Origin of the sequence: Qipengyuania seohaensis (assembly GCF_002795865.1) — a bacterium.
In the GTDB taxonomy this organism is placed as follows: Bacteria; Pseudomonadota; Alphaproteobacteria; order Sphingomonadales; family Sphingomonadaceae; genus Qipengyuania; species Qipengyuania seohaensis.
This window is the reverse complement of record NZ_CP024920.1, coordinates 2,492,401-2,512,425: the sequence shown is the minus strand read 5'-3', so window position 1 is coordinate 2,512,425 and position 20,025 is coordinate 2,492,401. Positions and strand designations below refer to the sequence as shown.

The window sequence follows — 20,025 nt, the reverse complement described above, 5'->3', positions numbered from 1 at the left end:
TTAACCCCCTATTCGATGTCCGAAGGTATGATAGGGAACAAGGGTTAAGGGGGAAAGTACGCGTGATCGAATATCCGGACGCCGACCGGCTGATGGCAGGCGAACTTGGCGAATGGCTTCAAGGCCAGCGCCAGGTGCGCGAAGATGCGATCGCGCAGTCGCACGACCGCTTGTTCAAGTCCGGGCTTGTCCTGCTCCCCCTTGCCGCATTCCTCTTCATCCTCGCCCCCCTGCCGCTCGAACCGAAGTTCTGGATCACCGCGATTGCGGCCGGCGGCGCATGGGCTTGGAGCCAGGTCCCGAAGCACAAGGCGAAGAAGCAGGTAAAAACCGGCATCAACGAAGCGATCGCCGACGCGCTGGGCCTTGCCTACCGCCATGATTGCGAGGGTAGCGAGGCATTCGGGAAGGCGCGCGACTACTCCATGCTTCCTTCGCACGACCGCGCCAGTTTCGAGGATATGTGGGCGGGCGAAGCGGCCGGACACTCACTGTTGCTCCACGAGGCACATCTCGAAGAGCGCCGCGGATCGGGCAAGAACCGGCGCTGGGTCACGGTGTTTCGCGGCGTTGTCCTGTCGATCGGGTTTGACGAGGCCTTCCACGGGACCACCCTGCTCGCCCCCGATGGCACCTTCAGCAAGTTCTTCGGCGGCGCGAAGGATTCCATCAAGATCGACGGACAAATCCTCGACCGTGCGCAGATGGTCAGCCCCGAGTTCGAGGATCGCTTCGACATCTACACCACGGACCAGACCGAAGCGCGCTGGCTTATGCATCCCGAATACATCGAACGCGTCATGGCACTGGAACATTCGCTGGGCGGCAAGCACAGCGCGGTCCTGTTCACCGGCGGCAGCATGGTGATGGCGATCAAGAGCAGCAACATGTTCGAAAGCGGATCGCTCGATCATAACGAAGACGCTTTCCTTGTCCGCGAAACCATAGGGCAGTTTGCACGGTTGGCGGACCTGGCGCTGGCGCTCAACAGGCTTAAGCCGGACGCTCTGGCATAAACTGTCTCTACGGGTCGGATCGGTAGGAGCAGTCCAAAAGCAGACTGTCCGCTAACAACCCGATTGCGGACGTTAAGATAAGAATGACGATGTGTAAGTATGCTGGTCGCTATGCAGCATTATATACGCTTTGCTTGCCAACTACTTGGGTTGGCCATTTTGGGTCTGACACTATCGGCATGCGGTAGCGCCCATGATGGCGCTCCGGACTATCGTTACCGCCTCACTGTCGAAGTCGATACGCCCGAGGGGGTTAGGTCCGGATCGAGCGTGATCGAGGTCGAGCAATCCATGGGTCGGACGGCGATGAGTGGGTTCGGCAAGCGGATCAACCGCCGTGCGCGGGGAGAGGCGGTGTCGGTCGATCTGCCCGACGGGCGAACGCTGTTCGCACTGCTGCGCTCGGAAGACGACGTAGATTGGGCTTCGGTGGTCATGCAGACGGCGGCACCCCAGATTGCAGGCGAGAGCTTTGAAGAGAAGTTCGACAACATGCTGCTTATCAAGGGCGAGAGGGTCTTGCCCAGGTACTGGCCGCCCTATCCGGGCGGGCTCGTCATATCAGGATACCCGATGCTGGTGACGTTCGAGGACCTCGATGATCCGACCAGTGTCATGCGGGTCGACCCGGACGATCTGGCGGCGACCTTCGGTGAAGGCGTCAGCCTCAAGCGCATTACGGTAGCGATTACCCAAGACCCTGTGACCACTGGGATTGAGCAGCGGTTGGTATGGTTGGGTCAGATCAAGGGCATGGGATTGAGTAGAAAAGACTTCCCAGAAGATGTGCCGGTCGGCGCATTTTCGGAAATGTTCAGAAAGGGTATTTGAATCATGGACCGCGAAGTCTTCCTCTCGTTGCTAGCATTGGACAGCTACAATCGCGGCTATGGCGCCAACTTGGGAAGACTTGAAGAAGAGGGCGGGATAGGTGCTGCCACTATTCGGCCGTTTGAGCCTGATGAACAAGATGGTTGGGAGGCGGCAGGATTTTACGGCATCGCCTACAACTGGAGCGGCGAGACGATCATCTCCTATCGCGGGACCAATTTCGAGTTCGATTCGGCATTATCTTTCATCAATAGTCCACTTTACAACGACGTGTTCGGTGGCTGGACGCTGGGAGGCGGCTTCTCTCCGACGAGCCAGGGCAGTCTGGCGATCGAGTTCTACAAGGCGGTTTGCAACCAGAAATGGTGACTCGCGCCCTTCGGGTCGTGTCACGAGAGCAGCCGTCAATGCCGTTCTATCAACTCAACCGGTCCCTGAACGTATCGTAGCCGAACTCCTTCACCAGCTCGAGCTGGTCGATCTCGCTATCCCAGAGGTAGATGCTGGGTAGCTGGACGCCGTTGAACGTATTGGTCTTCACCATCGAATAATGTGCCTGGTCAAGAAAGGCGAAGCGTTTGCCCACCTCTGCACCGCCGGGAATGCGATAGTCGCCGATCACGTCGCCTGCGAGGCAGGAGGGGCCGCCGATGCGGACCTCGGGCGTCTCGTGGTCTGACGCCTCGCCCAGCATGGCGGGCCGGTAGGGAGCTTCGATCACGTCTGGCATATGGCAGGTGGCGGAAATGTCGGCGACCGCGACCGGAAGCTCGTTATGCCCGGTGTCGAGAATGGTGCCGACTAAGATGCCTGCGTCCAGCGCCACGGCCTCGCCCGGTTCCAGATAGATTTCCGCGCCGGTGTCTTCCTTTGCGTCGCGCAGGAACTCGATCAGCTCGGCGCGCTGGTAATCGGCGCGGGTGATGTGGTGACCGCCGCCCATGTTGATCCACTTGAGCTGGCCGAACCACGGCTCGATCGCGTCGAAGACCTTGTCCCAGGTGGCGTGCAGCGGCTCGAAATCCTGTTCGCACAGGTTGTGGAAGTGGATTCCGTCGACGCCTTCCATGATTTCCGGTGTCAGCTGGTCGATGGGAAAGCCGAGGCGGCTTCCGGGGCTGGACGGATCATAGCGTGGCACTTCACCGGTCGGGTGCATCGGATTGATGCGCAAGCCGACGTCGAAATCCTGTCCAGCCGCACGTGCAGCGTCGAGGATGAGGGTTGCGCGCTCCATCTGGCCGGGAGAGTTAAAGATCACGTGGTCCGACAGGCGACACACCTCTTCCAGTTCTTCCGGCTTGTAGGCCGCAGAATAGGTCGCGATTTCGCCGTCGTAAAACTCGCTGGCGAGGCGCGCTTCCCACAGGCCCGAGGTGCACACGCCGTCGAGATATTCGCCGATGATTGGCGCGGTCGCCCACATCGAAAAGGCCTTGAGTGCAGAAAGCACCTTGATATCGGCCTCGTCGCGGATTTCCGCGAGGATCTGGCAATTCGCGCGCAGCTTGGCAGCGTCCACCACGAAGGCGGGGCTGCTGACGCGGTTGAGGTCGAAATGGGCAAATGCCCCGGGATCGCCGGCTTTTGTTTCCATGCGCCGCGACTTAGGATGCAGTGCGCTCCGTGGGAAGAGGCCTATTGGCTTTGGTCGCCTTCGACCTCGGTCAGATCGAAGCGGATGACCCGGTTGCCGTAAACGTCGATCATGTAGGCCCGACCCGCGCGGTCGAGCGCAATATCGTGCCCGAGGCTCGCGTTGTCGCCTTCGAGGCCGAGGTCGAAAGATCTCTCGACGCTTCCGTCCGGCCGATAGACCCGCACAATCGCCCCGTTGCGACCCTGCATATCCCGCCCCTCGACGGCCAGCGTCCAGCCTCCGCCGAGCGGTTTCACACTGTAGGTATGGCCACGTTCGAGGCCGCGCCACTCTCCTGCAGGCTCGCCCCCGGTGGTGAGGACGGATATGCGCGCGTTCTCGCGGTCGGCGATGAACACCTTCTCTCCATCGGTCGAAATGCCGTGGGGCAGGTCGAATTCGCCGGCGTCCCGCCCCTCTTCGCCCCATTGGCCGAGGAAGTTGCCCTGCCGGTCGAAGCGGGCAATGCGGTTGTTCGTATAGCCATCGGCAACGAGGACCGTGTCGCCGAGGAACGCGATGTCGGCCGGGCGGCCGAAATGCTTGCCGTCCTGCCCCGCTTCACCGCGAATGCCCCATTCGGACCGCAGGATCCCGTCGTGCGAAAACCGCAGGACCTGTTCGCGTGCGACATCCGTGATCCAGACATCGTCATCCTCGTCGATGGAGAGGCCATGCGGCATCACCAATTCGTCCGCCGCCCAGCGCGCCAGCAATGCCCCTTCCGGCGAGAACATGAAGACCGTCGGCTGCGCGATGGTTTCGGTGGTGAAAGGCTCCACCCATTCGCGGCCTGCGCGATGGAGAACGAAAACATGGCCGTGGCTATCGACATCGACCGCGCTCGGTTGCCCAAAAATCGCGTCTTCCGGGATGCTTGGCCAGTCGGCATCGATGGCGATGCGCGGTGCCTGTTCCCGCGGATTGGAATTGCAGGATGCGAGTGCGCCAGCAGCGAAAATGGTGATCAGGGCAGTCCGCTTCGTCATGCCAGCGATACTATGCCGCCTGTCGCTCGCGTCAAAGACAAACATGAAAAGGGGCGGGAAGGCTCTCACCCTCCCGCCCCTGTTTCATTCACGATCGGACTTACTTTTCCTTGTCTGGACGGTAGACCAGCGCGCGGATCGGCCCTTCGTAGGAGAACCCGCGCGACATCATCGCCTCGTGCCCGCTGCGCCAGTTCGACGCACCAAACCCGGTGTAGATGGTGGTGGTCGCAGTGCCTGCGACGATCGTGTCGTGGCTCTGCCCGATCGGTTCGGGATCGACAGTCACCAGCGCGAACCGTTCGTTTTCCTGCGGCACGAATTGCACCGACAGGAGACCGGGACGGAACATGTACTGGTCACGCGAAAAAGCGCGCGTTTCGACACCGTCGGCATCGAGCAGCACCACTTGCGGCGAGACCACGCGAGCGAAGTCCAGGGCGGCACCCAGTTCCACCATCTTGGCCCGGTTCGCATCCGGAAGGGCAAAGACCATGTAGGGCGCCGACGAACCATTGCGCACGAGGCACGGGCCGCTGGCCGAAAGCTCGTTGTCGAGCATCCAGATCTTCTTGTCCTTATCCGGCGTCAGGCTGACTGCCGTCACAGTTTCCGGCGCGTCGGCGCAGTCAGTCCGATCGAACGACAGCGTGGCGGGATAGCTGGGCGTGGTCGTCGCACACCCGGAGAGAGCCGCCGAAGCCGCCGCGAGAAGAAGCGTCGCTTTCTTCATCGCGAAACCCGTCACTGCATCAGGCGGACGGTAGTTTCCGCCACTTCCTTGAGCGCGACGTCGATGCCCTCAGCCAGGCGTTCAGGCTGGGAGATCATGTCTTCGCGGTTCTGAAACGCATAGTCGGGGCTCGGCGCGATTGTGACAATGCCGGCCTGGGCATCGACCGGATTGTAGATGATGCGGTTTTCCATCAGCGTTGCGCCGGTGCCGGCGTCGATCATCCGCACGTCCGCAGCCACGGTCGGACGCCACAGCTGGTTGCCCGAATTGACATAGCCGTAAGCGGTGACGTTGAAATCGATCAGCGCCTGAACGCCCGCAGGTGCGGTCGGATAGTTTTCAAGGAATTCACGCTTCTCGCGGTCCGGACCTTCGAGCATGGCGGCTTCGATATCGGCCTCAGCCAGCGCTGCGATAAGGTAGCTTTCGAAATTGGCTTCAGGCATGTGGTTCACGCTTTCGAGCGCGTCGTTCACGCGGCTTTTGCGCGAGCCCTGAACGCCAGCGTCGATAAGTGCGCCGAGCAAGCCAAAATTGCCCATGGTCGAGGCCGCTTCATATGCGACCGCATCGTCGCCGAGCGTATCGTCTACGATTGCAACGGATGTCACCGGTACGGCAGGCGCGGTGTAGGGCGTGCCGACATACGGATTTGCGCACGCGGCAAGGCTCAGCAGCCCGAGGGCTGCGATCGATTTTTTCATTGGTTACGTACCCCTCTTTCACACAGTCGGATAATTCCGTCCTGGTGCGTCCCTGAAAGACGGTCCGAGGTATATATACGACGGATCGACGGTCAAGCCTGTCCAATCGCCGTTTCAACACTGGTACCCGCCTGTTGCGTCATCGCCACGGCAAGTATCACCTATGTTTATTCTGAAAAAAACCCATCTCTTTTCTTGAGCAGCTCGAGCGCTCTCGCGATTGCCGGGTCGCTTCCGTCGGGCGCCGTGCTTGCCGGCATGATGGGGACTTGCGCCACGTAGTCCTCCCGCGGCGTACCGTCGACATGGTACAGCGCTTCTCCGCCAAGGTCGACGCGGGCGTCGCTGTATTCGAGATCGTAATTCCAGAGCCCGCCTAGCAAGTCACCCATGTTTGAACCGATGGTCACGGCGTCGCTTGCCGCGTCCATGCCGATCACGATCCCTTCCCCCATGCTCCCGGTCCAGCGCCCCTGTAGGACGTAAACGGGACCGGCGAAATACGGCTCGCGCGGCAGGACATATTCCACGAACTGACGTGGAACCGTGAACTCACGCTCGTACACTGGCACGCGGTGCATCTGGTAAGGCTTTGTCTCTCGCGTGAAGTGTCCGATGATGGAGCGGGCGACCTCGGTATTTCCGCCGCTCGGCGTCTCCCTCATGTCGAGGATGATCGCCGCCGCACCCGCTGCTTGCGCCATCGCTTCATCGAAGGCCTTGATGGTATCGTTATTGCCCAGCGAATTGAGGGGCGCGATCACTGCGACACTGCCTCCCGGACCGACGAAGCGGAGGTCCACCGTGGGACGTTCTCGCAGGCTGTTGGCCCACTCCCGCGTCGATCCCAGTTCGACAGGCAAGACAGTTCCATCGGCCTTCCGGATCACAAGGTGCCGGCTACCGGCGCGTTTCCCGTTCGCCGCAAGCGTCAGGCCGTAATCGAGCTGCGCCGCATTGGGGTTCGGCAGGACTTCGCCGAAAGGAAGAACCGCTGCCTCTGTTGCAGGCACTCCGCCAATCGAAAGGACCGTGTCCCCCGGCCGCAACCCGGCGTCAAACGCGGGTGAGCCGCGTCTGACATCGACAACCTTCGCCTGGCCCCCGCTGAAAGCGAGATCCACATCCGCTGCCGTCATCACGATCGCGTAATCGTCATCCGAAAACGGGCCTACGATCAGGTGCGGGTCCATGAAAGTCAGCGCGGTCTGGTGGATGACCTTGCGAAATTGCCCCGGAGTTGCGGACTTCAGCGCAATTTCTTTCGACAACGCCAGCTGCGCGTCGACATCCAGATCGTCCCGCTCGATATAAGCGTATTTACCGCGCAGTAGGGTTTCGAACTCCTCCCAGGCTAGAGCAGCATCGAAGGCGTTCTCTGCCTCTGCCTGTTGCGGTTGCTGTGCTTGGAGGGCCGCGCCGATACTGGCGCTGCAAAGGGCGATCGCACCGAGCGCGGCCTTCAAATTCATCAGAAATCGACCGGTCCGTCCAGTTCCTTCACTTGCCATGCAAGCCCGTGTTCGTTGAGCATTTCCATGAAGGGATCGGGATCCATCTCTTCCATGTTGAAGACGCCGTCGCCTGCCCACTTGCCGGTGACCATCATGGCCGAACCGATCATCGCAGGCACGCCGGTCGTGTAAGAGACCGCCTGGTTGCCGGTTTCTTCAAAAGCGGCTTCGTGGCTGCAGATGTTATTGATGTAGAACGTCTTCTCGCCCGACCCGTCGAGCGCTTCGCCGGTTGCGATCACGCCGATATTGGTGTTGCCCTTGGTCGTCTCGCCCAGCGTTTCGGGCTTGGGCAGCACGGCTGCGAGGAATTGGAGCGGGATGATGTCCTTGCCCTGATAGCGAACCGGATCGATCCGCGTCATGCCGACGTTCTGCAATACGGTCAGGTGCTTGATGTATTCATCGCCGAAGGTCATCCAGAAGCGCGCACGCTCCAGCTCCGGATTGAACTTGGCGAGGCTTTCCAGTTCCTCGTGGTACATCATGTACATGTTCTTGGGGCCCACGGCCTCGAAATCGAATTCGACCTTCTTACCCATCGCCGGGGTCTCGACGAACTCGCCGTTTTCCCAGTGGCGCGCAGGCGCCGTCACTTCGCGGATGTTGATTTCCGGGTTGAAGTTGGTGGCGAAAGCCTGGCCGTGATCGCCGCCGTTACAGTCGAGGATGTCGAGCTGGCGGATGGTCTTCAGCTTGTGCTTCTTCAGCCACATGGTGAAGACGCTGGTGACGCCCGGATCGAAGCCCGATCCCAGCAGCGCCATAATCCCCGCCTCTTTGAAGCGGTCGTGATAAGCCCACTGCCAGTGGTACTCGAACTTGGCCTCGTCCTTGGGTTCGTAGTTGGCGGTATCGAGGTAATCCACGCCCGCTTCGAGGCAAGCGTCCATGATTGGCAAGTCCTGGTACGGAAGCGCGAGGTTTACGACCAGGCTCGGCTGGACCTGCTGGATCAGGCGGATCATCGCCGGGACTTCTTCCGCGTCGATCTCGTAAGTGCTGATACCGACGCCGGTGCGCTCTTTCACACTGGCGGCGATGGTGTCGCACTTGCTCTTTGTGCGGCTGGCTAGATGGATATCGGTGAAGATATCCTTGTTCATCGCCATCTTGTGTACGCACACGCTGCTAACGCCGCCTGCGCCGATGACCAGGACTGTCGACATGGAAAAACCTCTTAGCTGAATTCGATTCTTGCCTGCCCCCTAGCGAAATGCGCTATCGCAGCCAAATGATCCCAGACGAAATCCGCACACCAACGAGACAGGGCGTGATCGATGCGGCCGCGTCGATCGCCGAAATCCTTCCGCCCAGCCCGCTCCTTTCTGTCGAGATCGGTGGGGTCAGGGTGCATGCGAAGGCCGAGAGCCTCCAGCCGGTCGGCGCTTTCAAGATCCGCGGTGGCTGGTGGCGGCTGGCGAATTTGACCGAGGAAGAGAAGGCACGCGGCGTAATCGCCGTATCTTCCGGCAATCATGCGCAGGGCGTCGCCTGGGCCGCTCGCCGGCTCGGGATCAGGGCGACCATCGTGATGCCGCGCAACGCGCCGCGGGTGAAGCTCGAGGCGACCCGTGCTCTTGGCGCGGAAATAGTGCTCTACGAACGTCCGGGCGAAGACCGCGACGAAGTGGCCGCCAAGCTGATCGCAGAACGTGGCGGAACTCTCGTCCACGCATTCGGCGACCCGTGGGTGATCGAAGGGCAAGGCAGCGCAGGGATCGAGATCCAGCAGCAGCTCGGCCGGGCCCCGTCGCGACTGTTCGTGTGCTGCGGCGGCGGCGGCCTTGCGGCAGGCCTTGCCCTCGCCTGTCCGAAAAGCGCGATCCATGTCGTGGAGCCTTCGGGATGGGACATGGTCGGCCAAGCGCTGGCGTCAGGCACAATCGTGCGCGTCGCAGACGATCCGCCCTCCACCATTTGCGATGCCTTGCAGCCCGATGCGACCAAGCCGATCAATCTCGAAGTGCTGCACGGCCGCGCCGAGCCCGGGTTGACCGTGACCGACGAAGAAGTGCGCGAGGCACAACGATTCGCATTCTCAAAACTCAATCTTGTCGTAGAACCGGGGGGGGCAGCTGCGCTGGCGGCGGCCCTTGCAGGCAAGGTAGCGCTGGACGAAGACACGGTGATCATGATCACCGGTGGCAACACCGACGCGGACAGCTTCGCCGAAACGATACGCGGGGTTTGACAATCGGCGCGCCCCGCATCACCCATGCGGGCACAAAGGGAGGGAGTTCTTTCAATGCAGGCTCAAATGCTGGCACCGGCAGCGGTGCTGATCGCGTGGTCGCTAATCATGTTGCTGTGGATGGCGTTCACCCGCTTTCCGGCAATGAAGAAGAGCGGAATGGACCTCGGCAACGCCAAGCCAGGCGGTCGGGGACAGGACCTCGAAGGTGTATTGCCCGACAAGGTGCAGTGGAAATCCCATAACTACGCGCACCTCATGGAACAGCCGACGATCTTCTATCCGGCTGTCGTGATCATCGCCCTGCTGGGCGGAACAGGCGTCGATGCGCTGGTGGCGTGGGTCTATGTCGGCCTTCGCATCATTCACTCGGTCTGGCAGGCGACGGTAAACACCGTCTCGGTGCGCTTCCCGCTGTTCGTGCTGGCGACGATCGCGCTCGGCTACCTGGCAGTCCGCGCTGTCACCCTCACCATGTTCGCCATTTAAGGAGAGGCAAGTTGGATATTGCACACTCGCCCATCCTCCAGCCCGTCGTGGCGCTGGCGATCTGGACCATGGTCATGTGGTGCTGGATGTACGGTACCCGCATTCCCGCGATGAGCCGCAATCCGAAGATCGATGCCGCCAATCTCGTCGGTACGACGGGTGCCAGCCTGCGCGCCGAACTGCCGGAGAAAGTCAGCTGGAAGGCCGACAACTACAATCACCTGCACGAAGCGCCGACCGTGTTCTACGCCATCGCGCTGGTGCTGGCGATTACCGGCTACGGTGACGGCATGAATGCGCTGCTGGCGTGGATCTACGTCGGTCTCAGGGTCATGCACTCGCTCGTCCAGTCGACCAGCAACCGCGTGCTCGTGCGGTTCGTGCTGTTTGCCCTGTCGAGCCTCGTGCTGATGGCGATGATCTTCCACGCGGCGATCGTCACCTTCGACATTCACCTTTAACGGCGAAGGCGGCGGGGTAGAGTTACTCCGCCGCTTCGCGCTCTGCCACTTCGAGGGTCGCGAGGAAGCGCTCGGCGTCGAGCGCCGCCATGCAGCCTGTGCCGGCCGCGGTCACCGCCTGGCGATAGGTGTGATCCATCACGTCGCCCGCCGCGAACACGCCGGGTATCGACGTCTTCGGTGTGCCCGCTTCGACCAGCAGATAGCCGCTGTCGTCCATCGGCAGCTTGCCCTTGAACAGTTCAGTCGACGGCGCATGGCCGATCGCGACGAAAGCGCCATCGCAAGAGAAGTCGCTATCCTCGCCCGTCTGCGTATCGCGCAGCCGCAAGTGCGATAGCGCGCCGTTCTCGCCCGCTTCGAAGCTTTCGACCGTCTTGTTCCACAAGACCGAGATCTTGGGGTGATTCAGCAGGCGGTCCTGCAGGATCTTCTCCGCACGCAATTCGTCGCGGCGATGGATCAGAGTCACGTCGTCGGAGTGGTTGGTGAGGTAGAGCGCCTCTTCAACAGCGGTGTTACCGCCGCCGATGACGGCGACTTTCTTGCCGCGATAGAAAAACCCGTCGCAGGTTGCGCAGGCCGAAACGCCCTTGCCGCCCAGTTCCTGCTCTCCAGGAGCGCCCAGCCACTTGGCCTGGGCTCCGGTCGCAATCACGAGGACGTCGCCGATATACTCGTCGCCGCTATCGCCCACTGCGCGGAACGGAGACCCGTTCTCGAGATCAACTTCGACGATGGTGTCCCACATTATGCGCGTGCCGACATGTTCGGCCTGCGCCTTCATTTCTTCCATCAGCCACGGGCCCTGCACCACGTCGCGAAAGCCGGGATAATTCTCGACATCGGTGGTGATCGTCAGCTGGCCGCCGGGCTGGAGGCCCTGCACCACGATCGGCTCCATCATCGCGCGCGCGCCGTAGATGGCGGCGGAATAGCCGGCCGGGCCGGAACCGATGATGAGCATTTTGGTGCGATGGGTAGCCATGAAACTGTCTCTGGATCGTCTGAATTTAAGCGAAGGCGCTATATGGGGATTGGTCGGGCGAGAGTCACGCCAGATAGGCGCTCCGCAGCCTCTCGCGAAGGGGTTCATCCACACCTAAGGCGTCTTCGATGTAGCGATCCAGCGATCCGTGGTCAGACTCGACCTCTCTCCAGAATGTCGCGAGGTAGTCTTCCTGCACACCAAGCAATGCCTTGACGGCATCTTCGTCGAGCTTGCGGCCCAGCCGTGCCTCGATCCCCGGCACAGATTGCGCGGCCAGCACGTCCATGTTCGGCGCATCGTTGGTGCGCAGGAATTCCGCCATCTGACGATCGCGGTCGACCCCGAGTATGTGCAGCAAGAGCATGGCTGCAACACCGGTGCGATCCTTCCCGGCGAAGCAATGGACGAGGCTGGCCCCTTCCCGGTCTGCTAGAATGTTCAGATAGCGACCGAACATCTCGATCATGGCCGGATTGCGCGGCATACGGGTATAGACTGCCATCATGCGCTTCCGCGCGAACTCGGCCGTGGTGGTTTCGGCATCCACATCCATATGCGGTGGGCTGGAGCTGGTCTCGCCTTCGTAAAATAACACTTCGCCATCGAAGCCTTCGACACGGCGGCAGGGATTGCGCTCCCGCTCGCTGGCACCACGCAAATCGATCACGGTCCGGATATGCAGCCTGCCGATCGCTTCCAGGTCTTCGTCGCTGGCATCGACATGCTGGCCCGAACGCCACAGCAGCCCGGTCCTTACACGCGCGCCATCGGCAGTTTCCCACCCTCCGTAGTCGCGGAAATTATGGATGCCGTCGGTTTCGATGAATGGTTCGCGAATCATGGCTCGCGGTGTGGCAGGCACAAGGTTATCCCGCAATGCGCGCTAGGGGTGAACGCGTATAGGCGACCTTACCCTCAATTCGTACTGCAAGCCTAATTTCCCGGGCGACCGGGCAGCGGCAGGAAGGGCAGCGCGAATGGCGAAAATTATCATCGTGGACGACGACGAAATCATTGCGGACATGGCGAGCAATATCCTGTTCGAGGCGGGCCATGTGTGCGGATGGGTCCCCGATGGCGAGAAGGCGCTTGACCTGTTGCGATGGCGCAGGCCCGACCTGCTCTTGCTCGACCACGACATGCCCGGGCTGACGGGCGCGCAGGTCCTGCGATCGTTGCGCAGCTCTGCGGAAAATTACGACCTTCCAGTCATCATGTTCACCGGACTTTCGGGTGCCGAGGATGAAAGCCACGCCTACTACAACGGCGCGCAGGCATTCATCCGCAAGCCGTTCGACGCAAGGATGCTGCTGCACGAGGTCAATCTGGTCCTGAAAGCCCGTGCCGAAAGGCCGCAGCATCGCACCCTGATGGAACACCTCGAACAAAAGGCGGGCCGCTGGCGCGATTCGCCCGAAAAGCGCGTCATGCTCTAAGGCGACGCTATGGCGCGTCGAGATCGCGCAGGAAGTTGTTCGTCCAATCCTGGACATTGTCGTAGCGCACCGTGGAGATGAGCGCCTCGTAGCGCCTGCGCCGCTCGTCCACCGGCATATCAAGCGCGGTCGCTATCGCATGGGACAGATCGTCCGGGCTATGCGGGTTCACCAACAGGGCTTCCTGCATCTGGGCCGCTGCACCGGCAAATCTCGACAGGATCAGGACGCCCGGGTCTTCGGGATCCTGCGCCGCGATGTATTCTTTCGCCACCAAGTTCATTCCGTCGCGCAGGGGCGTAACCAGACCGATTTTCGCGGCGCGGAAGAAACCATGGAGTTGGGCGTGGCTGTAGCCGCGGTTCACATAGCGCACCGGGACCACATCGACCTCGCTGCGCGCGCCGTTGATCTGGCCGGCCTTCTGTTCGAGCAAGGCACGGATCTGCTGGTAACTTTCGACATCCTCCCGACTGGGCGGCGCAATCTGGATGAAGACGAGGTCGCGTACCCGCTCGGGGAAACGATCGAAAAAGCGGCTGATGCCGTCGAGGCGCTCCGGCAGGCCCTTGGAATAGTCGAGCCGGTCGACGCCGATCATCGCGGTACGGCGACGGGTCGAGCTGAGCAGCCGTTGTTCCGCCTGGCGTGCATCGCCCGTGTCCTTGAGCCCGCTGAAATGGTCCCAGTCGATGCCGATCGGATAGGCACGCGCAATGGTGGTCCGACCCTCCAATGTGATCGAGCCGGTAGCATCGTCGACCTCGGCACCCAGCTCGGTCCGGCAATAATGCAGGAAGCTGTCCAGCCATTCCTGTGTCTGGAAACCGAGAAGGTCGTAGTGCAGCATCGTGCGCACCAGCCGCTCGTGATAGGGCAGCGACACGAACAGGCGTGTCGGCGGCCATGGGATGTGCAGGAAGAAGCCGATCCGGTTCTCCACCCCGCGCGAACGTAGCCGTTCGCCCAGTGGGATGAGGTGGTAGTCGTGGACCCAGACGATATCATCGTCCTCGATCAGCGGATGCAGCGTTTCCGCGAACCTTTCGTTGACGCGCTCGTAGCCCTTACCGGTCTCGCGTTCGTATTCGGCAAGGTCGAGACGGTAGTGGAATAGCGGCCACAGGGTCGAGTTGGCATAGCCGTTGTAGTATTCGTCGACGTCACGCTTCGAAAGATCGATCGTAGCGGTCGTGACACCGTCGGTGGTTTGCGTAGAGATTTCGCCCGAATTCTCTTCCGCCTCTTCGCCGGACCAGCCGAACCAGACCCCGCTTCGATCCTTGAGAGCAGCATTCAATGCCCCGGCGAGCCCGCCCTGAGCCCCTGCCGCTCCGCGCGCCTTGGGCACTGCCACCCGGTTGGAGACAACCACAAGACGCGCTTCTTCGCTCACCTGACGTCACTCCATGGTTTCGATAGCAATCCGACCGAGTTGATTATTCCAACCAGCGAGTAAGTCTGGGGGAAGTTCCCCCAAAGTTCGCCCGTCTCGTAGTCGAGATCTTCGCTCAGGAGGCCGGAATTCGTCGTATGGCTCAGCATGGCGCAGAACAGGTCGCGCGCTTCGCTGCTTCGGCCGGTCAGGTGGAGCGCCTCGATCAACCAGAAAGTGCAGACGTTGAACGCCGTCTCGGGCGCACCGAAATCGTCCTCGGCCGCATAGCGCAGCATATGGTCGCCGCGCCGTAGGTCGCGTTCCACCGCTGCAAAGGTCTTGAGAAAGCGCTCGTCGTCGGGCGCGAGATAACGAAGTTCCACCATCTGGAGCAGGCTCGCGTCGAGATAATCGCTTTCGAAGCTGGCGCCGTAATGGCCGCCCTCCTCGCTCCAGGCATTCTCTTCGATTTTGGCGCGGATCGCTTCTGCGCGGTCCTTCCAGTACCGCACCCGGTCGCCCTTGCCGAGGCGCGCGGCGACATTGGCCAGACGATCGCACGCCGCCCAGCACATCACCGCGGAATAGGTATGGACCTCCTGCCGCGTACGGAATTCCCAAAGGCCAGCATCGGGCTTGTCGTGCTTGGCCCAGGCAGCCTCGCCCACCTCCTCGAGATGGGCGAAGTCGGTCTCGTCCGCCATGCGCAGGAGGCGGGTATCGAAGAAGGCCTGCGCCGTCGGCATGACGATCTGGCCATAACAATCGTACTGGACCTGCTTATAAGCCGCATTGCCGACGCGAACCGGACCCATCCCGCGATAGCCCGCGAGGTTTTCGGCGAAGCTTTCGTGCAATTCGGCTTCGCCCATTACGGAATAAAGGGGCTGGATCTGCCCTCCGCGCGCTTTGTCGATGATGTTGCGCAGATAGGCGAGATACTTCTCCAGCACATCCAGCGCGCCGAGGCGGTTGAGCGCCTGCACGGTGTAGTAGCTGTCCCTGATCCAGCAGTAGCGATAGTCCCAGTTGCGCTCGCTACCCGCCGCTTCGGGGATAGAGGTCGTGAGTGCGGCAACGATGGCGCCCGTTTCCTCGTGCTGGCACAGCTTGAGCGTGATGGCGGCGCGAATGGTCTCTTCCTGCCATTCCAGCGGGATGTGCAGGCCGCGAACCCAGTGCTGCCAGTACTTGCGCGTATTGGCTTCCATCCTGCGGATTTCACTGCGGATATTGCCGACGAAGGGTTCGTCCGGGCCGAGGAAGAAGTGCTGGTCCGCCTCCACCCGATAGCTGCGTCCTTCGAGGACATAGCCGACGGGCGCATCGGTCGACAGACGCATCGTCTGGTCGCCGAGCTGGTAACGGATATGGTTGGTGCCGTTGGTCGTGGTGGCCTCTGCGCTGCCGTATCCATGGAGAGGGACAAGGCGCACGCGCAGCCGCGGCGCACCCGTTACGGGTCGTACGATGCGAATGAATGCGACCGGGCGATACATTCTCCCCGATCCTTCGTAACGCGGTGCAAAATCGGTGATCTCTACTGCGCTTCCGTCCTCGGCTTCGAGGCGGGTGACGAGGATGGGCGTGTTACGTTCGTAATGCTGGCTCGACGAAACCTGCCCTTCAAGCTCGAAGCGCCACACTCCCTGGTCCACCTTGTCGCCATTCAGCAGCGAGCAGAAAACCGGATCGCCATCGACGCGCGGAACGCAGCCCCAGACAAATCCAGCACGCTCATCCACAAGGGCGCTGACCTGGCAATTGCCGATTGGGGAAAGTTCGAGAGAGCTTTGTGTCACAGTTCCAGCCATTGATGCACGGCACCCACGCCGCTCAGGTGATATCGGGCGTTGTCGCTGTCGCGCTCGCCCACGGCAATGCCAAAACCTCCGCATTCGTTTGCAGCCGCCATGCCGTCTTCATCGGTCGTGTCGTCGCCGACAAATACAGGCAGCGAGCCAACGAAGGGGTTCCGGGATAGGAAAGCCCGCACCGCCCCGCCCTTGTCGGCGCCAGGCCTTACGATTTCCGCGATGGACTTGCCGGTGGCGAGATGCAGGTCGTGCGCCTCGGCTACAGAGCGAGCGAACGCGACGGCCTGTTCCTCCATCTCCGGCGCGCTGCGAAAATGGATCGCCCCGCCATGGCTCTTCGCCTCATAGAGCAAGCCGTGTTCAGCCGCGAATTCGCGCAATTGCATGACGACCGGTTCGGGCAGCCCCTCGGGCGCCCGCCCTAACCGCGAACCGTCGGCAAACAGCCGGGAAACGCCGTGGGACCCGGCCCGGCAGACCATGATCTCGTCGAGATGGTTTTCCAGATCGTCGAGCGCGCGTCCGGACACGAGCGCCAACCTGCCATCGAGCCTGTCGCGCAACCGATGGAGGCGATCGACCATGTCCCGCGGCACATCGATCGCGCCGGGTTCTGGCGCGAGTTCGACCAGCGTCCCGTCGAAATCGAGGAAAAGGGCCAAGCGATCCCGCGCGAGCAGGTCGTGAAACTTGGGTGGAGGCGGTAGCGAGGGTGAGCTGGCCATCGCCCCCGTGCTTAGCGGCTGAGTCCGCCGCGTCAAACGCTCACTGCTGGGGGAATGCGGAACCAGGGGTCAGGATGAGATCGCCGTTCTCCACTCGCCACCCTTCGAGACGCGAGAGGAAATTCATCCCCAGCACGTTGGTGTTACCAAGATTGGGCGCGATGACCGCGTCCAGGCCTTCGGCTCTTATATTGCCAAAGGAAAGGCTATCCACTGTCGTGAGATCGGCGGTGACGGTGCCATTGGCAGTGCCAAGCATGACCGGCAGACCGCCGGGCCTCGGTTCGAGCCCTGCGGCATCTGCCGAGCGGCTCGAAAACGCCGTCAGTGTTGCGCCGGTATCGACCATAAGGCGCGTCGGCACTCCGTTCACATTGGCGCGCAACCAGTAATGGCCATCGGCGGCCATCGGGATGACGGTTTCCGCTCCCACGATCGTCTGCTCGGGCAGGCCGATCTGCGTCATCGAGTCCAGACGCGGATCGAACCGGGCCACCTGCAGGAAAACAGTGACGAGAATGCCGACCAGCGCGAGCGTGCTGACGGATCGCACCAACCTGCCGCCCGCCATTTTGCGGCGCAGCATCATCGAACTGATCCAGCCTGCAACGAGCGCGGCGATGGTGGCGACGAGCAGCCCCGAACGCGGGATTGCGCGGATCAGCTCCGCAACTGCCGACAGGATCGCTTGGCCTTCCATGACATCGATATAGGGACGCTATCCCCCCTCGTCCATGAACGGCACCGAGGTAATTACGGAGCGTTGCGGTGCTCGCTCGCCTCCGCGAGGATTACCGAGAACCGGTCCTCGTCGTCGGTCCAGCGCGCCATCGGCGTCCAGCCGCCAGCCAGCAGCAAGAGATTCGCACTGCGGGGGCTGAACTTGTGGCTGTTCTCGGTGTGGATCGTCTCGCCCGCGATCATTGAGAATCGCTGTTCGCAGACTTCGAAATCCATGTCGCACTTCGCTTCGAGATGCATCTCGATCCGCGAGAAATCATCGTTCCAGATGGCTTTATGGACAAGGTCGTCGACGGGTATCGTGCCATTCAGTTCGCGATTGATGCGCCGCGCAAGGTTAAGATTGAATTCGGCCGTGACGCCCCTTGCATCGTCATATGCCGCTTCGAGCACGGCGACGTCTTTCACCAGATCCATCCCGATCAGGAGCAAAGGGCGTTCACCCTCGGTCCCGCCCAGTGTCGCGCGCATCGAACGCAGCAGGTCGACCGCGGTCCGGGCGACCATGTTGCCGATCGTCGATCCCGGGAAGAAGCCGAGTTTCCGCATCTCTTCGACTTCGGGAGGCAGGGTGACCTGTTTCATGAAATCCGCTTCGACGGGAAGCACCGGCAAGCCGGGAAATTTCCGTGCAAGGGCGGCGGACGACTGGCGCAGGAAATCGCCGGAGATATCAAGCGGAACATAAGCCGCAGGAGCGATTGCCTTAAGCAGCAGCGGGGTCTTGACCGAGCTGCCGGACCCGAACTCGACAACTGCGCGATCCTTGCCGATCAGTCGCCTAAACTCATCCCCCCGCGCCTCAAGTATCTGGGTTTCCGAGCGGGTCGGATAATATTCCTCGAGCGACGTGATGTCCTCGAACAATTGCGATCCGGCATCGTCGTAGAGCCAGCGCGCAGGGATCGCCTTATGCGCCTGCTTCAAGCCCGCCAGCACGTCGCTGCGAAAGGCCTTGTCGATACCGTCTTCGTCGCGATCAACCAGCGCGATCCCGGGTTGTGCAGTCATACGTCCCTCGCGAGTCTCAGGCCGGTGAACTGCCAGCGCTGGTGCGGGTAGAAGAAATTGCGATAGCTGGCGCGCGAATGCCCGCGCGCCGTCGCGCAGCTTGCGCCCTTGAGGACGAACTGCCCGCTCATGAATTTTCCGTTGTATTCGCCAACCGCACCTTCGACGGGCTGGAAGCGCGGATAAGGCAGATAGGCCGAACGGGTGAATTGCCAGCAGTCCCCGAACAACCCATCGCTGCCGACCGGCAAAGGCGGGGCAGCCGCGTCGAGCTGGTTTCCGGCAGCCGGATCATGCGCGGCAAGCTCGCCCTCTTGCCCCCTTGCGATGGCTTCCCACTCGAATTCCGTCGGGAGCCGGTTGCCAGCCCAGGTGGCAAAGGCATCGGCCTCGAAATAGGAGATGTGGGTCACAGGGGAGTCCTTGGCCCTGTCCTGCCAGCCGGAATGCGTGAACGCCTCCTCGCCGCGCCAGTACAGCGGTGCACCAATGTCGTTTTCCTTCACCCACGCCCACCCGTCCGACAGCCAGAGCGATGCTGTTTCGTAGCCGCCGTCGTCAACGAATTCGGCCCATTCACCATTTGTAACCAGACCGGCGGAAAGTTCGAACGGCTCCAGCAGGACGCGGTGATCCGGGCCCTCGTTGTCGAATGCGAACCCCTGTTCCTGATGCCCGATCCGCGCGATACCGCCGGGGTGGGAATGCCAGTTTCCAGGAGCTTTCTTCACAGGAGGCGTGAACGAATCCTGCCACATCGCAACGCCCAGCGGATTCTGGAACAGGGCGTGTTTGATATCGGTCAGCAGCAGTTCCTGGTGCTGCTGTTCATGCGCGATACCCAGTTCGATGAGCGGGCGCAGTTCCTCCCGTTCGAATAGGGGCTGCATCGCCTCGTCGACCTTTGTTCGCCAATCGACGATTTCCGCCAAGGTCGGGCGCGACAGCATCCCGCGCGAGAAGCGTTGGATACGCTCGCCCTCGGCCTCGTAATAGGAGTTGAAAACGAACGGCCAGCTATCGTCGTACAGCCGGTATCCGTCGAGATGGTCCCTGAGGAGGAAAGTCTCCCAGAACCATGTCGTATGTGCCAGGTGCCACTTGGCGGGCGAAGCGTCCTCCATCGACTGGAGCGTCGCGTCCGCTTCGGAAAGCGGTTCGACCAGCGCTTCACTGAGCGAACGGGTCGCTGCGAAATCGTTCGCCAGCCCCGCGGGGCTGATATTCTGTCTTGCCGCGCGAGAGGTGATCGGCGCGCTCCCCCAAATGGTTCAGTTTTCCCAATAGCTCAAAACCCTGCCGGTTCCGGCAATAGCTGCCATCATGACGAAAAATCATTCGGTACGAAAGGGG

The 20,025-nt window shown here is 61.5% G+C and carries 21 protein-coding genes; 7 read left to right on the top strand and 14 right to left on the bottom strand.

What is annotated here, in order from left to right; genetic code table 11:
• Nucleotides 1-62 precede the first annotated feature (62 nt).
• From CVE41_RS12400 to CVE41_RS12390, 3 genes are all read left to right on the top strand, one after another.
• Complete coding sequence (locus tag CVE41_RS12400) at nucleotides 63-1,016, top strand: DUF3137 domain-containing protein (protein ID WP_100260937.1); 954 nt, start codon at nucleotides 63-65, stop codon at nucleotides 1,014-1,016.
• Nucleotides 1,017-1,166: 150 nt separating this feature from the next.
• Nucleotides 1,167-1,847 carry a hypothetical protein gene (locus CVE41_RS12395; RefSeq protein WP_198507666.1) on the top strand — a complete coding sequence of 227 codons (681 nt, stop codon included), beginning with the start codon at nucleotides 1,167-1,169 and terminating at the stop codon, nucleotides 1,845-1,847.
• 3 nt (nucleotides 1,848-1,850) lie between these two features.
• On the top strand, nucleotides 1,851-2,216 hold the full coding sequence (locus tag CVE41_RS12390) for a hypothetical protein (protein WP_100260935.1): 366 nt from the start codon (nucleotides 1,851-1,853) through the stop codon (nucleotides 2,214-2,216).
• A 49-nt stretch (nucleotides 2,217-2,265) separates the two neighbouring features.
• Here CVE41_RS12390 and CVE41_RS12385 read toward each other — a convergent pair whose 3' ends face one another.
• From CVE41_RS12385 to CVE41_RS12360, 6 genes are all read right to left on the bottom strand, one after another.
• Entirely contained in the window at nucleotides 2,266-3,444 is a 1,179-nt protein-coding gene (locus tag CVE41_RS12385; protein WP_100260934.1) for a carboxynorspermidine decarboxylase, read from the bottom strand.
• A gap of 41 nt (nucleotides 3,445-3,485) precedes the next feature.
• Nucleotides 3,486-4,475, bottom strand: a complete 990-nt coding sequence (locus CVE41_RS12380) for a peptidyl-alpha-hydroxyglycine alpha-amidating lyase family protein (RefSeq protein WP_100261518.1) — start codon at nucleotides 4,473-4,475, stop codon at nucleotides 3,486-3,488.
• A gap of 100 nt (nucleotides 4,476-4,575) precedes the next feature.
• The gene (locus CVE41_RS12375) at nucleotides 4,576-5,208 is read right to left on the bottom strand and encodes a hypothetical protein (protein ID WP_100260933.1); all 633 of its coding nucleotides are present in this window, start codon (nucleotides 5,206-5,208) and stop codon (nucleotides 4,576-4,578) included.
• Between the two features lie 11 nt (nucleotides 5,209-5,219).
• On the bottom strand, nucleotides 5,220-5,915 hold the full coding sequence (locus tag CVE41_RS12370; RefSeq protein WP_100260932.1) for a hypothetical protein: 696 nt from the start codon (nucleotides 5,913-5,915) through the stop codon (nucleotides 5,220-5,222).
• A gap of 167 nt (nucleotides 5,916-6,082) precedes the next feature.
• The gene (locus CVE41_RS12365; RefSeq protein WP_100260931.1) at nucleotides 6,083-7,387 is read right to left on the bottom strand and encodes a S41 family peptidase; all 1,305 of its coding nucleotides are present in this window, start codon (nucleotides 7,385-7,387) and stop codon (nucleotides 6,083-6,085) included.
• Nucleotides 7,387-8,598, bottom strand: a complete 1,212-nt coding sequence (locus tag CVE41_RS12360; RefSeq protein WP_100260930.1) for a saccharopine dehydrogenase family protein — start codon at nucleotides 8,596-8,598, stop codon at nucleotides 7,387-7,389. The genes CVE41_RS12365 and CVE41_RS12360 overlap by 1 nt, the downstream gene beginning before the upstream one ends.
• A gap of 65 nt (nucleotides 8,599-8,663) precedes the next feature.
• Between CVE41_RS12360 and CVE41_RS12355 the strand changes: the two genes are divergently transcribed.
• From CVE41_RS12355 to CVE41_RS12345, 3 genes are read left to right on the top strand one after another with little or no spacing between them, the layout of a single operon-like run.
• On the top strand, nucleotides 8,664-9,623 hold the full coding sequence (locus tag CVE41_RS12355; protein WP_100261517.1) for a threonine ammonia-lyase: 960 nt from the start codon (nucleotides 8,664-8,666) through the stop codon (nucleotides 9,621-9,623).
• A gap of 54 nt (nucleotides 9,624-9,677) precedes the next feature.
• The gene (locus CVE41_RS12350) at nucleotides 9,678-10,112 is read left to right on the top strand and encodes an MAPEG family protein (protein ID WP_100260929.1); all 435 of its coding nucleotides are present in this window, start codon (nucleotides 9,678-9,680) and stop codon (nucleotides 10,110-10,112) included.
• A 17-nt stretch (nucleotides 10,113-10,129) separates the two neighbouring features.
• On the top strand, nucleotides 10,130-10,573 hold the full coding sequence (locus CVE41_RS12345; RefSeq protein ID WP_100261516.1) for an MAPEG family protein: 444 nt from the start codon (nucleotides 10,130-10,132) through the stop codon (nucleotides 10,571-10,573).
• A 22-nt stretch (nucleotides 10,574-10,595) separates the two neighbouring features.
• On the opposite strand, the gene trxB is transcribed toward CVE41_RS12345, so the two are convergent.
• Both trxB and CVE41_RS12335 read right to left on the bottom strand, forming a co-directional pair.
• Nucleotides 10,596-11,561 (bottom strand): thioredoxin-disulfide reductase, encoded by a 966-nt coding sequence (trxB, locus tag CVE41_RS12340; RefSeq protein WP_100260928.1) that lies wholly within the window; start codon nucleotides 11,559-11,561, stop codon nucleotides 10,596-10,598.
• A 64-nt stretch (nucleotides 11,562-11,625) separates the two neighbouring features.
• Nucleotides 11,626-12,405 carry a tyrosine-protein phosphatase gene (locus CVE41_RS12335; protein ID WP_100260927.1) on the bottom strand — a complete coding sequence of 260 codons (780 nt, stop codon included), beginning with the start codon at nucleotides 12,403-12,405 and terminating at the stop codon, nucleotides 11,626-11,628.
• 136 nt (nucleotides 12,406-12,541) lie between these two features.
• On the opposite strand from CVE41_RS12335, the gene CVE41_RS12330 reads away from it, so the two are divergent.
• Nucleotides 12,542-13,000 (top strand): response regulator, encoded by a 459-nt coding sequence (locus CVE41_RS12330; protein WP_100260926.1) that lies wholly within the window; start codon nucleotides 12,542-12,544, stop codon nucleotides 12,998-13,000.
• A gap of 7 nt (nucleotides 13,001-13,007) precedes the next feature.
• Here CVE41_RS12330 and CVE41_RS12325 read toward each other — a convergent pair whose 3' ends face one another.
• The 6 genes from CVE41_RS12325 to egtB are packed head-to-tail and all read right to left on the bottom strand — an operon-like array spanning nucleotide 13,008 to nucleotide 19,895.
• A complete protein-coding gene (locus tag CVE41_RS12325) occupies nucleotides 13,008-14,396 on the bottom strand; it encodes an alpha,alpha-trehalose-phosphate synthase (UDP-forming) (RefSeq protein WP_100260925.1) in 1,389 nt (462 codons plus the stop codon).
• Nucleotides 14,393-16,192, bottom strand: a complete 1,800-nt coding sequence (locus tag CVE41_RS12320) for a glycoside hydrolase family 15 protein (protein ID WP_100260924.1) — start codon at nucleotides 16,190-16,192, stop codon at nucleotides 14,393-14,395. Before CVE41_RS12320 ends, CVE41_RS12325 begins: the two co-directional genes overlap by 4 nt.
• On the bottom strand, nucleotides 16,177-16,920 hold the full coding sequence (otsB, locus tag CVE41_RS12315) for a trehalose-phosphatase (RefSeq protein WP_100260923.1): 744 nt from the start codon (nucleotides 16,918-16,920) through the stop codon (nucleotides 16,177-16,179). The genes CVE41_RS12320 and otsB overlap by 16 nt, the downstream gene beginning before the upstream one ends.
• Nucleotides 16,921-16,960: 40 nt before the next feature.
• Nucleotides 16,961-17,620, bottom strand: coding sequence for a retropepsin-like aspartic protease family protein (locus CVE41_RS12310; protein ID WP_100260922.1), 660 nt, complete (start codon nucleotides 17,618-17,620; stop codon nucleotides 16,961-16,963).
• 53 nt (nucleotides 17,621-17,673) lie between these two features.
• Nucleotides 17,674-18,672 carry an L-histidine N(alpha)-methyltransferase gene (gene egtD, locus CVE41_RS12305; RefSeq protein ID WP_100260921.1) on the bottom strand — a complete coding sequence of 333 codons (999 nt, stop codon included), beginning with the start codon at nucleotides 18,670-18,672 and terminating at the stop codon, nucleotides 17,674-17,676.
• The gene (egtB, locus tag CVE41_RS12300) at nucleotides 18,669-19,895 is read right to left on the bottom strand and encodes an ergothioneine biosynthesis protein EgtB (RefSeq protein ID WP_232725860.1); all 1,227 of its coding nucleotides are present in this window, start codon (nucleotides 19,893-19,895) and stop codon (nucleotides 18,669-18,671) included. The genes egtD and egtB overlap by 4 nt, the downstream gene beginning before the upstream one ends.
• Nucleotides 19,896-20,025: the final 130 nt, after the last annotated feature.